Source organism: Gordonia jacobaea (genome assembly GCF_965344965.1).
GTDB lineage: Bacteria > Actinomycetota > Actinomycetes > Mycobacteriales > Mycobacteriaceae > Gordonia > Gordonia jacobaea.
On sequence record NZ_CBDRLS010000005.1, the window covers coordinates 118,875 to 131,519 of the forward strand.

13 protein-coding genes are annotated in these 12,645 nt (G+C 64.2%); 6 read left to right on the forward strand and 7 right to left on the reverse strand.

Going from position 1 to position 12,645, the window contains the following annotated elements:
- Positions 1-266 precede the first annotated feature (266 nt).
- The gene (locus tag ACRVY7_RS17430; protein WP_049699432.1) at positions 267-752 is read right to left on the reverse strand and encodes a pyridoxamine 5'-phosphate oxidase family protein; all 486 of its coding nucleotides are present in this window, start codon (positions 750-752) and stop codon (positions 267-269) included.
- Between the two features lie 126 nt (positions 753-878).
- Between ACRVY7_RS17430 and ACRVY7_RS17435 the strand changes: the two genes are divergently transcribed.
- On the forward strand, positions 879-1,850 hold the full coding sequence (locus ACRVY7_RS17435; protein ID WP_431817975.1) for a ketopantoate reductase family protein: 972 nt from the start codon (positions 879-881) through the stop codon (positions 1,848-1,850).
- A 565-nt stretch (positions 1,851-2,415) separates the two neighbouring features.
- Here ACRVY7_RS17435 and ACRVY7_RS17440 read toward each other — a convergent pair.
- Positions 2,416-2,733 (reverse strand): DUF2853 family protein, encoded by a 318-nt coding sequence (locus tag ACRVY7_RS17440; protein ID WP_064861812.1) that lies wholly within the window; start codon positions 2,731-2,733, stop codon positions 2,416-2,418.
- Positions 2,734-2,946: 213 nt separating this feature from the next.
- Here ACRVY7_RS17440 and ACRVY7_RS17445 point away from each other — a divergent pair, with 213 nt between their 5' ends.
- Positions 2,947-4,698, forward strand: a complete 1,752-nt coding sequence (locus ACRVY7_RS17445; protein WP_431818242.1) for a DUF3556 domain-containing protein — start codon at positions 2,947-2,949, stop codon at positions 4,696-4,698.
- On the opposite strand, the gene ACRVY7_RS17450 is transcribed toward ACRVY7_RS17445, so the two are convergent.
- Entirely contained in the window at positions 4,652-5,902 is a 1,251-nt protein-coding gene (locus tag ACRVY7_RS17450) for a lipase family protein (RefSeq protein WP_431817976.1), read from the reverse strand. The genes ACRVY7_RS17445 and ACRVY7_RS17450 overlap by 47 nt on opposite strands.
- Positions 5,903-6,112: 210 nt before the next feature.
- On the opposite strand from ACRVY7_RS17450, the gene ACRVY7_RS17455 reads away from it, so the two are divergent.
- From ACRVY7_RS17455 to ACRVY7_RS17470, 4 genes are read left to right on the forward strand one after another with little or no spacing between them, the layout of a single operon-like run.
- Complete coding sequence (locus ACRVY7_RS17455) at positions 6,113-6,427, forward strand: TY-Chap domain-containing protein (protein ID WP_431817977.1); 315 nt, start codon at positions 6,113-6,115, stop codon at positions 6,425-6,427.
- Positions 6,342-7,397 carry a TY-Chap domain-containing protein gene (locus ACRVY7_RS17460; RefSeq protein ID WP_431817978.1) on the forward strand — a complete coding sequence of 352 codons (1,056 nt, stop codon included), beginning with the start codon at positions 6,342-6,344 and terminating at the stop codon, positions 7,395-7,397. The genes ACRVY7_RS17455 and ACRVY7_RS17460 overlap by 86 nt, the downstream gene beginning before the upstream one ends.
- A gap of 26 nt (positions 7,398-7,423) precedes the next feature.
- Positions 7,424-8,137 (forward strand): GNAT family N-acetyltransferase, encoded by a 714-nt coding sequence (locus tag ACRVY7_RS17465; protein ID WP_431817979.1) that lies wholly within the window; start codon positions 7,424-7,426, stop codon positions 8,135-8,137.
- 22 nt (positions 8,138-8,159) lie between these two features.
- Positions 8,160-9,116: an adenosine deaminase gene (locus ACRVY7_RS17470; protein WP_431817980.1), complete on the forward strand. Its 957-nt coding sequence runs from the start codon at positions 8,160-8,162 to the stop codon at positions 9,114-9,116.
- Positions 9,117-9,259: 143 nt separating this feature from the next.
- Here the strand turns inward: ACRVY7_RS17470 and ACRVY7_RS17475 are convergent, their stop codons facing one another.
- The 4 genes from ACRVY7_RS17475 to ACRVY7_RS17490 form a co-directional block, all read right to left on the reverse strand.
- On the reverse strand, positions 9,260-9,688 hold the full coding sequence (locus tag ACRVY7_RS17475; RefSeq protein ID WP_431817981.1) for a hypothetical protein: 429 nt from the start codon (positions 9,686-9,688) through the stop codon (positions 9,260-9,262).
- Positions 9,689-9,824: 136 nt separating this feature from the next.
- Complete coding sequence (locus ACRVY7_RS17480) at positions 9,825-11,027, reverse strand: tyrosine-protein phosphatase (protein ID WP_431817982.1); 1,203 nt, start codon at positions 11,025-11,027, stop codon at positions 9,825-9,827.
- Positions 11,024-12,169, reverse strand: coding sequence for a thiolase family protein (locus tag ACRVY7_RS17485; protein WP_431818243.1), 1,146 nt, complete (start codon positions 12,167-12,169; stop codon positions 11,024-11,026). Before ACRVY7_RS17485 ends, ACRVY7_RS17480 begins: the two co-directional genes overlap by 4 nt.
- Positions 12,169-12,645, reverse strand: a complete 477-nt coding sequence (locus ACRVY7_RS17490; RefSeq protein WP_431817983.1) for a Zn-ribbon domain-containing OB-fold protein — start codon at positions 12,643-12,645, stop codon at positions 12,169-12,171. The genes ACRVY7_RS17485 and ACRVY7_RS17490 overlap by 1 nt, the downstream gene beginning before the upstream one ends.

The following is a 12,645-nucleotide window of genomic DNA, read 5'->3' on the forward strand; positions in this document are numbered from 1 at the left end:
AGTTGAGTCCGTATTCCCGCAGGTCAGGCCGCCCGCCTCGCCGTAGCCCCTTGTTTCGTGCTAGTACCACGCGCACTCTGAGAACACGAGTCCCATCTGGTCACGCGGATAGCGGGCCGTCGAAGAAAGGAGCAGTCATGTTCACAGTGTTGTGGAACTTCTACACCGACCTCATGAACTACATTTACACCGTCATCTTCTGACAGCGAATGCAGCTAGCCCGAGTTCTGTTCTAGGCCACTATCTTTGGCACGACGATCAGCGACTCACAGATCAACCGACGCGTTGGTGGCGACGTCTGGCTGCTCGCCCGACACGATCGCTTTCGCATACTTCAGCAGCGCAACGGGTTTGGGGCTGTCCAGGGTCCAGTACTCGGCGGAGTCGGCGTGCACCTTCAACAGTGCGACGCCCGGGTCTTCGCGGCCCTTCTCAAACCAGGCCTCTGCGTGAGAGTTCCAGAGCTCGTCGATCAGCTTCTGATCGTGGGTCACCGACGCTGTGCCTGCGATCGAAAGATAGTTGTCGTCGGCCTGCAGGCTCACGTTGACGTGTGAATCCTCGGCAATCTGGCCGGTCTTGGGCGACGGGTCGACGGTGAAGAAGTACAGATCGCCGTCGAACTTCCGGTCTAGCACAGCGAGTGGTCTGCTCAGCAATCGACCGTCGGACTCGCTGGTGGTGACGAATGCGACGCGACCCTTGGAGATCAGCTCGCCAATGTGCTCGAATTCGGTGTTGTCATTAGTCATGGTTTTCACGCTACGCGCAAGTGCTGTCCGCGCCCACCGTCGTAGCGGCGGCAGACGCGTGCTGACTTGACGGCGCCGGAAACACACAGTCGCCGACCTCGCTGCCTCGCACCTACGCTGAGAACCATGCGATTCGTCATCTACGGTGCAGGGGCCATCGGCGGCGTCATCGGTGCTCACCTGGCACTTTCCGGGGCAGACGCGACCCTGGTCGCGCGCGGCGATCACCTGCGCGCGATGCGAGAGAACGGACTCGTCCTCGACACCGCCGAGGGGCGCCAATCCGTTTCGGCCACGCTTGCGTCAAACGCCTCAGAAGTGGACTGGAGCGACGACTCCGTCACGCTCCTCGCCGTCAAGTCGCAACAGACCGCCGCGGCGATCGCCGACCTTCGAGCGCACATGCCTCTCGACACTCCGGTCGTGTCGGCGCAGAACGGCGTCGCCAATGAACGCGAGTTGCTTCGCGTCTTTCCACGTGTCTACTCGCTGTGCGTCATGCTGCCCGCCCTGCATCTCGAGCCCGGCGTCGTGGTTCAGGCGTCGTCGAACAAGCCCGGAATCCTCGACATCGGGCACTATCCGTCGGGTATCGACGAAGCGGCACAATCTATTTCGTCTGCATTGCGTGCCGCGACGTTCCTCTCCGAGCCACGCCCCGACATAATGGCGTGGAAGTATCGAAAACTGATCATGAACCTGGTCAATGGAATCGACGCCAGCTACCGCAACGACGGCGACGCCTTCGCTGAACTTGTTCGACGCGCGCGAGCCGAAGGTGAGGAGGTCATCGCGGCGGCGGGCATCGATGTCGTCTCCGTGGCCACCGACAAGCAGCGGCGCGGCGACGCCATCGTCCGCCGTGACACCGGAGAGGCTTCATTCGGCAGTTCGACCTGGCAGAGCGTCGCGCGTGGGTCGGGCAGCGTCGAAACCGACTATCTGTCAGGCGAGATCGTGCTGCTCGGTCGACTCCATGGCATTGCGACGCCGGTCAACGAGCTCGTCCAGAACGAGACCAATCGGCTTGCGCGCGAAGGACTGTCGGCAGCGAGTTCGGATGCGAGCGTCGCGCTGGAGAGTCTCGGCCATCAGTAAGCGCGCTCTCGATATCGTGCACGATCTCGTCACAGGTCTCTGCCGCAATGCCGCACAACTTCTTCGCGCGGGATGTCATCTGCGGATCGGTCGAGCGTTCGCGCCACACATGCGACATCCTGCGCGCCGTTGCGGCGATCTCACGCGGGTCGCTGTCGGGCGAGAGCCCGAGACGTCGAGCGGGGTCGGAGCCGTGCGAACCGAGTAGCGAGACCAGTTCGTCGCGCAGGGGCGTCGGAAGATCCCTGTTCTCGCGCAAACTCGGGAACCGCTCGGTGCGCGTACTCGGACCGATGCCACGATGCGACGTCGGAACCGCGAACATCTCGGTCGGCGAGTTGGGGTCTGTGGATGTCTCGTGCATGTCTTCGACTCTGCCCGTCGACCCTTGCCACGCTCTCAACGCGACCTGAGAGCAGCCTTCGGATGCTGTTGCATCTCAACGCCCTCCGACGTGCCGGGGTGACTCACGGCACGCTAACCGGACGGGCGCCTGCACGCGTTCGGCGTCGACGACTTCCCTACGAAGACGTCGACGCCGAAGGCGGAAACTACGTGAACAGCTCTACTTGAACACGCCGAGCTTGCCGAACTTGTCGGCGAGCTTGTAGTACACCGCGAGCCGCGGATTGGACTTGCCGTCCTTCATCTCCGCGAGCACGTCCTTGATCGCATTGTCGAGGTACGCGTCGCTTTCCGTCAGACCGAGCTTCTTCTTCAGAAAATTCTCGCGGACGGTCTTCAGCTCCGCGGGATCGCTCGCCGACACCAGAGCGGCGTCGGCGTTCTGCAGGGCGAGGCGATAGGTCGACGCCATTTTCTCGACCACGGCAGGGTCGGCGTCGGGGACGTACTTCTTGACGGTTTCAAGGGCATCAGACATTGGGACACTCCGTTGGGTTGTCGCTGGTACAGGCGACACGGTACGCGCGTGAAGACAATCAAGCCCGGTGAATCGCCCATTGTCAGGAATGTCCGCCCTATTACAGTGTCCGCCCTGCCAAGGGTCCGCTGGAAACCACTGAACCCCAACCAAGCATTCGCTTGGTTTGTTACCGTCCAGGCTGCGGCACCCATCGGCAGTGAGGGCGGAACATTGGGGTTCATCACACAGACCAGACCCGACGTCGACTTCCCGACATGGAGTCAGGGTTCACGAGCCGAGAAGATCCGGCCGATGGCACGCCAGTGGGCAGAGGTCGGGTTCGGCACGCCAGTGGTCTTGCACCTGTTCTACGTCGGCAAGATCCTGGCTTACGTATTCGTCGGCTGGGCGATCGTCGCGGCGACGCCGGGCATCGGCGGGTTCTTCGACGTCGCGTCGTGGTACAACGAGCCGGTCGTCTTTCAGAAAGTCGTGCTCTACACGATGCTGTTCGAGGTCATCGGCCTCGGCTGCGGGTTCGGTCCGCTCAACAATCGCTTCTTCCCGCCGATGGGTTCCATTCTGTACTGGTTGCGCCCCAGGACAATTCGCCAGCCACCGTGGCCTTCACGTGTGCCACTGACGCGCGGCGATGTGCGCGGGCCGGTCGACATCGCGCTCTACGCAGCACTTCTCGTAATGCTGGTCGTCGCACTCGTCAGCCCGGGTAGTAGGCCACTCAACGATCTGGACACGGCAACCGGCGCGTTGCCGCTATGGGAGATCTGGACGATTCTCGCACTTCTCGCGCTGATCGGGTTGCGCGACAAGACAATCTTCCTCGCCGCGCGCGGTGAGGTGTACGGCGCGCTGTGTGTGACATTCCTGCTCACCGGTGTCGACATGATCGTCGCGGCCAAGGTGATCTTTCTGGTGATCTGGCTCGGCGCTGCAACGTCGAAGTTGAACAAGCACTTCCCGTTTGTGATCGCGACCATGATGTCGAACAACGCGGTCATCCGGTCTCCGAAGATGAAACGACTGTTCTTCGAAGACTTTCCGGACGACCTGCGGCCGGGTAGGCCGTCGCGGTGGATCGCTCACTTCTCCACTGCGGTCGAGGGTCTCGTGCCGATCGTGCTGTTCTTCTCCCATGGCGGATGGCTCACCTGGGTTGCCGCGGCGATCATGCTGATCTTCCACTTCGGCATTCTCAGTTCCATTCCGATGGGAGTTCCGTTGGAGTGGAACGTCTTCATGATGTTCGGAGTTCTCGCACTCTTCGTCGGCCACGCCGATCTCGGCCTCGCCGACCTCGAGCAGCCGTGGTGGGTTGCCCTGCTGTTCGTCGTGGTGGCGGGCACCGTGGTGATCGGAAACCTCTTCCCGCGCAAGGTGTCATTCCTACCGGGAATGCGCTACTACGCGGGCAATTGGGACACCGGGATCTGGTGCATGACGCCGTCGGCGTCGGAGAAGTTGGAGAAGAACGTGGTCGCGATCGCGGCTCTGCCGGCGTCGCAGCTACAGCGGATCTACGGTAGCCCGGAGGCAGCGCAGGTGGCGTTGTACATGGGATATGCGTTTCGCGCCTTCAACAGTCACGGGCGTGCGTTGTTCACGCTCGCACACCGCGCGATGGCCGGGCACGACGAATCGAACTACATGCTCACCGACGGCGAACGCATCTGCTCGACGGCCATGGGCTGGAACTTCGGCGACGGCCACCTCTCCAACGAGCAACTCATCGGGTCGCTACAGAAGCGCTGCGGGTTCGAGCCGGGCGAGGTCCGTATCGTGCTAGTCGACGCCCAGCCCATTCACACGCAGACCCAGCAGTATCGCCTGATCGACGCTGCCACAGGAGAATTCGAGCGAGGCTATGTCCGTGTCGCGGACCTGGTGACCCGTCAGCCGTGGGACGACGAGGTCCCGGTCACCGTGACCTGGACAGCGTCACCCGCTGACCGGCAATCGCGGTGATCGTCTTGTCCTCGCCGGGCCGGCCGTTGAGTCGATGGGTCAGCCAACTGACCGCGAGCGGTCCGGAGAGCGGCAACAGCGAATAGTGTTCCGTGACAAGGTCGCGCACGTAGGTGACGGGCACACCGAGATCGCGGTATCGCTGAGCCTGTGCATCGACGTCAGCCGCATCGATCACCTCGTCGTGCACCGCCTGCATTACGAGCAGTGGCACGGCAGGGGCGTGCGTACCGAGTTGCAGGTCGTCCATCATCCTCACGACGCCCGGATCAGCGAGTAGGTCGGCGAGCGGGATATCGAAGTAGTCGTCGAGATCGTGGTTGCGGAAACGTCGGATCGCCGCGAGCGTCGGTAGATGGGCCGCTTCGTCGAGGTTATGTCGCCCGAATGCGGTTGCGTGCTCGGTGATCATGCGCTCAAGAGCGGGATAGACCCGACGCAGCCCGGCCACCACGAGGATCGGAAGCCCTGCGTGCAGGCCACCGTTAAGACGCAGCAGCGTCGACGCCATGTCGCCGACAGGCGAACCGAGAACGGCACCAACGATATTCAGCTCGGGCGCATAGTCCGGGGCCACCTCGGCGGCCCACGATGTGGCGAGGCCGCCGCCCGAGTATCCCCACATCCCGATCGACGCCGTCGAGTCGAGGCCGAGTGGCTCGAAGGCCAGCGCGGCCCGAATACCGTCCAGCGCACGGTAACCCGGCTCGCGGGGCGCACCCCACGCACCCTTGGAGCCCTCATGGTCGGGGATCGAGACCGCCCATCCCTTCGAGAGCGCACGACGCACCACCATGAATTCGAAAGGCGCGACGGCACGCGACGCGTCGGCACCCTTCTGCAAGGCATACGAAGGGAAACACTGCGACGTCACCGCGTCGATCGCGCATTGGAACGACAGCAGCGCAGGATTCGGATGCTTGGTGCGATCGGGCACGACCACCGTCGTGACAGTCGCATCAGGATTGCCGTCGAGGTCGGTCGATCGATAGAGCAGCTGCCACGCCTGATGATTCGATGCCCAGAAGTTCTTGAGCTCGACCTGCCGCGACCGGATCACCTCACCGGGCCGGTAACCGCCCAGGTCAGCCGGGGCGTCGTAAAAGCGGTCGTCGACGGGCAGCAGTGGACCCGCGGATGCGTCGTTGCCGCGTGCTGCGGTCGATGCACCTGCCGACGTCGTTGTCAGCGTTTGCGCTGTCATGTCACTCCCCTCGTTCGTACTTGTATTTACCAACATTGATCGCCGGTGGAGAATTCCGAGTCGCTCGTCTCATCTTCGAGGGAAAGAGACGAAGCAACAGCCCTGAACTGGACAAACACGACGTGTCAGACCCTGCGGCTACCTTGCATCTCGAACACACATTCGCACCTCGGCGAGTGGTCCCGGGTGCACGACAGGATGGGGAACCGCATGTCCACCCACGGCTTCGACGATCTCATCGAGAACGCATGGCGCGAGTTCGCCGCCAACGTGGCCTCACGAGTACCCGACCTCGGGCGCAAGGAGTTCCTCGAGATTGCCCGCCAAGACGGCGAGCGATACCGCGTGCTGCTCGTCTTCACGCGGACAGGCCCCGGCAAGGTGCGGTGCACGCTCGACGGCACTGGGCTGCCGTGGGGCGGGCGGGCGGGCGGAGTGGATGCGCATTCGTGGTCGCCTGGCACAGCTCGGGTGGCGGTTTCTTCCCAGAAAGGGCCAGCACATCGCCGAATCCAGCCCGCGTGACTCGAACGCTGTCGCCGACATCGCCGTATCGACGCTGCGTGAGATCTTCGACGTCGCTCACCCCGTCTTCATCACGGTGAACGATCCCTTCAGCCAACACTCCGTCGACAAGACCGGAGCCGCCGAACGTCACCTGACCGCCGTTCCCCGTGAGCCCGAACGAGACGTCGAGCGACCTGCGGACGAGCACTACACCGCCGACATGCGAGAGCTGGCAGCAGCCATGGACGCCCTTCCTGACTGCATCGCTCCCGGATTCGTCATCTCGGGTGTCGCCGAACTACTCGAGATCACCCAGAACGTGCTCGCGAGGCATTTCGGCTGGCAGGTGTCGGTCGTCGACGGTCGTATCGAGTTGCCCGCACTCGACGCCGTGCCGTGCACGATTATCGGCTCTGACGTCGGTCCGAGCCTCGTGCTCACGACGACGCTCACACACCGACTCCTCGATCCCGCACTTCTCGGCGCACTGATCGCCGAGTACTCGTCGCGGTGGTCGGGCATCACCTTCGTGGTCCACGACCAGCACGTCTATGCACAGCGGGTCGTCGACGTCGCGGTGTTCCATCCGCACAACCTCGACGCGGCGCTGCGCACCTGGCGTCGCTTCTTGAACAACGAGGCAGGTGAGTTGATCGACGCACTCAACTCCGGCGGTCCCGGTGCTCACACCTGCACACAGAGCTCCGTACCCGTCGGGCTCCAGACGTTGTTCGAGTTGGGCTTCTCCGAAGCACTCACACCCGAACGCGTTCTGCATCTGACGAACGGGAAGGTCGCGCGGCTCACCGACTATCTCCGTGTGTGTCGAGAGCTCCTCGCCAACGCGAAGGTGTTGGCCGCGGAATCGCGCATACGCGGCGCCTCGCCGGAGGAGATCGAATTGCACACGGACACATCGGATTTCTACCGCAAGTTCTGTCTGTTGCTCGAGCAGGCGATCAGTCGCGCAACCCGGAAAGGTGCGTGACGCCGTGGGCGCATATCGTCGAGTGAATGGTGCGTGTTCCTCCCTCCGACGGCCCCGTTCGCGACGAGACGGTCCTCGACAACCCCGCCCGTTCCGCTCTTCTCGGGCCGCATGCGGGATTCGCGCAGACACGCGGCAACGCACTGCGCTATCCCGCCGACGTCGCACCCTGGTGTGCACTGCCGGATGAGCCGACGATCTCCGATTGGGAGGACGCTGCAGAGCTTGTCGGCCCTGACGGCGCCATCACGCTCGCCACCGTGACAGTCGAGCCACCGGAGGGCTGGACGAGCCCGATGCGGATCACGGGCGTCCAGATGATCGGCGACGCCGTCGAGGGGCATACCGATCCGCGGGTGGTCGAACTCGACGACTCCGACGTCGACGACATGCTCGATCTCGTGGAAAGGACACAGCCGGGACCTTTTCGGCGCCACACCATCGACCTTGGCACCTACCTGGGCATCCGACGCGACGGCAAGCTGATCGCGATGGCCGGCGAACGCATGCATCCGCCTGGGTGGAGCGAGGTCAGCGCGGTCTGCACCGACCCGGAGTTTCGCGGTGAAGGTTTGGCCAGGGCGGTGGTCCTCGCAGTCGCCGACGTGATCCGTGCCCGAGGTGACCTGCCGTTCCTTCACGCCTCCGCCGACAACGTCTCGGCAATCCGGCTCTACGAGAATGTCGGTTTCAGACTCCGCAGGAAGGCGATCTTCCAGGCAGTGCGCGCCCCAGGGTGACCCGCCCGGCAGGATGGACGTCATGGACGACGCCGAGCTGCTGACACTGCCCAAAGCCGAGCTACACATCCACATCGAGGGCACCCTCGAACCGGAGATGGTGTTCGAGCTGGCAGTCCGCAACAACGTCGCACTCCCCTACGCGTCCGTCGATCAACTACGCGCGGCACACGCCTTCGCCGACCTTCCACACTTTCTCGACCTCTACTACGCGTGCATGGCCGTGCTGCGCACCGAGAACGACTTCGCCGATCTCGCTGCCGCATACCTGCGCAAGGCGGCGGCGCAGGGCGTGACGCACGCGGAGATCTTCTTCGACCCGCAGGCGCACACGTCGCGCGGCGTCGACCTCGGGATCGTCGTACGCGGGCTACGGCATGGCCTGGATACGGCATCGGCGGAGACAGGCGTGCATGCCGATCTCATCGCGTGCTTTCTGCGCGACCGACCGGTGTCGGAAGCTCTGGCCACCCTCGACGCGTTGGAGCCGTTCTTCGACACCCTCATCGGGATCGGGCTCGATTCGGCCGAGGTCGGTTTTCCGCCAGGGCAATTCGCGCCTGTCTTCGACCGTGCGCGCGACGCCGGCCTGCACGTCGTGGCGCACGCAGGCGAAGAGGGTCCGGCCCAGTACATCTGGGAGGCCCTCGACGTGTTGGGCGTCGAACGTGTCGATCACGGGGTCCGGGCCCTCGAAGACCCTGCGCTGCTGAGGCGCCTGGCCACTGACCGCATCCCGCTCACCACGTGCCCACTGTCGAATGTGCGGTTGCGCGGCGTCGAAAAGCTTTCCGACCATCCCTTGCTCGACCTACTCGACGCCGGGCTGGTCGTCACCATCAACTCCGACGATCCGGCCTACTTCGGTGGGTACGTCGGAGACGCGTTCGTCGAGGCGCGGCGCGAGCTCGACCTGAGCGAAGAACAACTTCGCGCCATCGCTCAGTTCTCGTACGACGCGTCGTTCACGGCGCCCTAGAAGGCGATGCGTAGCAGGCGCATTCGTGAGAACACGCGGCTCGGGCGGGGCCGACGACGAACGTCGACCCCGCCCGATCGCAGACAGCCGTAGCCACGCTGGATCACGCTGCAGGACTTGGAGTCACGGTGCAAGCCCCAGAGTCACAGTGCGAGGCAGAGACTGCCGAGGTTGAGGCCCTGCGAGACCGGGATGTTGTTCAGCGTCTTGATGGACAGCGTGTTATTGGGCTGGAGCTGGACGGCCGTCAGATTGTGGCTTCCCGCCGTCGACGGAGTCCACTTGAAGGGTGCCTTGCCCGCAGTCGGCACGATCGTGCCGACGATGATGGACCCATCACGCAACGTGACGGGTCTACTCGACCCGGAGACGGGCACAGTGACGTCGTAGGTGCAGGTGGTGGCGAACTTGCCGCCGAGGCCCGGGCTCACCTGCGGTACGTCGACGGTTGCCGACGCCGGGGCGGCGAGCGCGATGGTCACGGCGCCCGCGCCTGCGGCGAGAGCTGCCGTCACCGTGGCACGACGGGTGCGCCGACCTGTTCGTTGCTGTCGAATTGTGTTCTCGGACATGAGTCCTCCTAGATAGTGCTGATTTGACCGACTGGTGTGGGACCTGCCGACATCAACCTTCGCGGGTGGGCCGCCGAGTCGAATCCGCAGTCCGATACGCGAGTTGTCAGCGCAGCACTACCTAGGAGACTGCTGGCTACTTGCTGAGGTGACCCTGAGACGCGAAGATCTCCTGCAGCCGCGCGATACCTCCGTCGTACAGACCCCCCACCGCTTCGACTACCTCCGGCGTGGCGGAGAGCGTTGCGTTCCACACCAGCAGTGCGCCGTCGCCGTCGAGCTCCGGCCCGACCGTGATCGTCGATTCGTAGGCGTCGAGCGGGATCGGGCCGTCCAGGTAGGTGTAGGTGTACGTACGTCGCTTGTCGTCGTGCTCGACGATCCGCTCGTGCGCGGGCGAACCGTCGTCGAAGATCGCGGTCCGAATGTCCCCGTCCACCGACGAGGAAGCGATTCCGGGAATCCACCGGTGAACGCCCCCAGTGTCGCCGACGAGCTTCCACACCTCGTCGGGTGCTGCGGGCAGTACCACTGAGCGGAGTACCTGGGTCGATGTTGCTGTCATGTCATCCTCCAATAGTCGTTGTTCGAGTTCGACGAGTTGCTCGGGAGTTACTCCCACTGACGCCAGCCATTCTCGAGATCCGCTGTGGCGCACATCTATCCAGGCAAGGAATCGCAGTATGGTCGCCGGGTCGACCTGCAATGCCTCGGGTGGATATACATCGACGGCGTCGCCGTAGCTGGCCATCTCGCGAAGCCGATGCATCATGATCTCGATGTCTTCGGCTCGCTGTGCATAGTTGAAGCAGATGTCGTGTCGAAGGACCCCGATGGCGTCGAGGAGCACTGCGATCGCGACTCCGGTGCGGTCCTTGCCCATCGTGCAGTGCACCAACGTCGGGAGCCCATCGTCGGCAAGAATAGCGGCAACCAGCTCTGGAAACGCTTGTCGCGCATTGAGATAGCCCAGGTAGGTTGCCACGAGCGGATCGGCACCAGGCATCGGCGCCACTGCCGACCCCTCGGCGACGGGTGTCCGGATTGCGAACGGGATGTTGCGAATGACCACGTCGGTTCGATCGAAACCGCCGCTGCCCTCGGTCGCCGCCTCATAGTCGAGGCGTAGGTCGACGATCTGTCGCAAGCCGGTCTGGTCGACGAACCGGCGCGCTTCAGCACCGTCGACGAATTGCGGAGTGGCACTGCGGAACAGCGTCAGGTCGGCAACTCGGCGTCCGTCAGCCGTGCGCAACCCCGAGACGCTGCGAAAGCCGAGCAGACCTGCCAGCCCTGCAACGTCACGTCGCGTTGAGATATCGCTGTTGCTCACGGTCATCGCTCCGCATCCGCCGACAGCACGGTCACGACGCACGCGTTGCCATCCATCCCGGCCGCGCCTCCACCCATCGTCTCGACCATTCCGACGTTGTGTCGTGCCACCTGACGTGGACCAGCCTCACCGCGCAACTGCCACACCACCTCGGCCAGCTGGGCGGTGCCCGTCGCACCCAGCGGGTGTCCGCGAGAGAGCAGACCACCACTCGGATTCACCGGCTGCGCACCACTTCTGGCCGTGTGGCCGGACACAGCGAGGTCGCCGCCCTTGCCCTCGTCCGCCACTCCGAGAGCTTCGAGTGTGGTGATCTCACCGATCGTGAACGCGTCGTGCACCTCGAAGAGGTCGATCTCTCCGATCAACCGTCCCGCATCAGCCAGCGCCTGCTGTCCGGCGCGTTGCACACACCTAAAGCCCCATACGTCGTCGTTGCGCTGATCCCACGGCTTCCCCGACACCATCGCCGACGACTCGACGAGCACATCGCGAGCAGTACGACGACCGGTGCCGATCACCATTGCACCTGCGCCGTCGGTGGTCGGACAGCATTGGAGCATGGTGAGCGGATCGGCGATGGGACGCGACCGCAGCACCTGCTCGATGGTCGGCGGCTCGCGACGCAGATGCGCGCGCGGGTTGTCGACGCCGTTCGTCTTGTTCTTCACCGCGACGGCAGCCAACTGCTCAAGCGTCAGCCCGTGCACGTCCATGTACCGTGCCGCGGTCAGCGCATACAGCCCGGGAAGCGGAAGGCCTGCTGCTCCTTCGGGATCCGTGGCCTCGGGCACGATGGCGCCGGTGAACAACGTTGACATCTGGTCGACACCGATGACCAGCACACACCGATACCGCTCCTGCACCACCGCGTTGACCGCCTCGTGGAAGGCACTCGTGCCACTGGCACAGGCGTTCTCGATGGTCCACATCGGAACGCCACCGATCCCGAGACCGCGCTGGATGCGCGTTGCCACACCGGGTGGGCCGAACACGGAGCCGACCACGATCGCGTCGATCTCGTCCGGGGTGATACCTGCGTCGCGGATCGCCTCGCTCACCGCCTGCCAGCCGAGGGTTTCCACTCGCTGGTCGGAGAAGACACCGAAGTCCGACGTCCCGACGCCCCAGACGGCCGCCTCTACCATCACGAATCTCCCTCTCGTGCTGCAGCATCCGCGCTAGCGGGAACGATCCCGACCTCCACCAGATCTCCTCCGGAATCGGTGCCGAACTCGACGCGATCGCCGGCATGCCTGCCGGGCTCGGCCCGCACGTGCACAAGCGTCCTCGGGCCGTCGTCGACGTCGACGTACGCGAGCGCGAACGGTGGGCGCCATCTACCTACCGGCATTCGCACGGTTGTCGACGCCCACACCGTGCCGATGGGCGCAAATCCTGCGGGCTCGATCTCGCCGAAACACACTGGACACCAGGGCGTATCGGCCTGGATCAGCGCGTGCCGACAACTGGTGCACCTGGCGCCGCGCAGCTGGCCGTCGATGACGCGGGGTCGCGAATCGGCGACCGACAACCCGCCCGCTCCGGCACCCGGCCGCCGCTTGTTCGGACGATCGGTGAGCTCCGACTTCTTCTCTCCGTCGCGTGATGTCGTCGTCGCCAT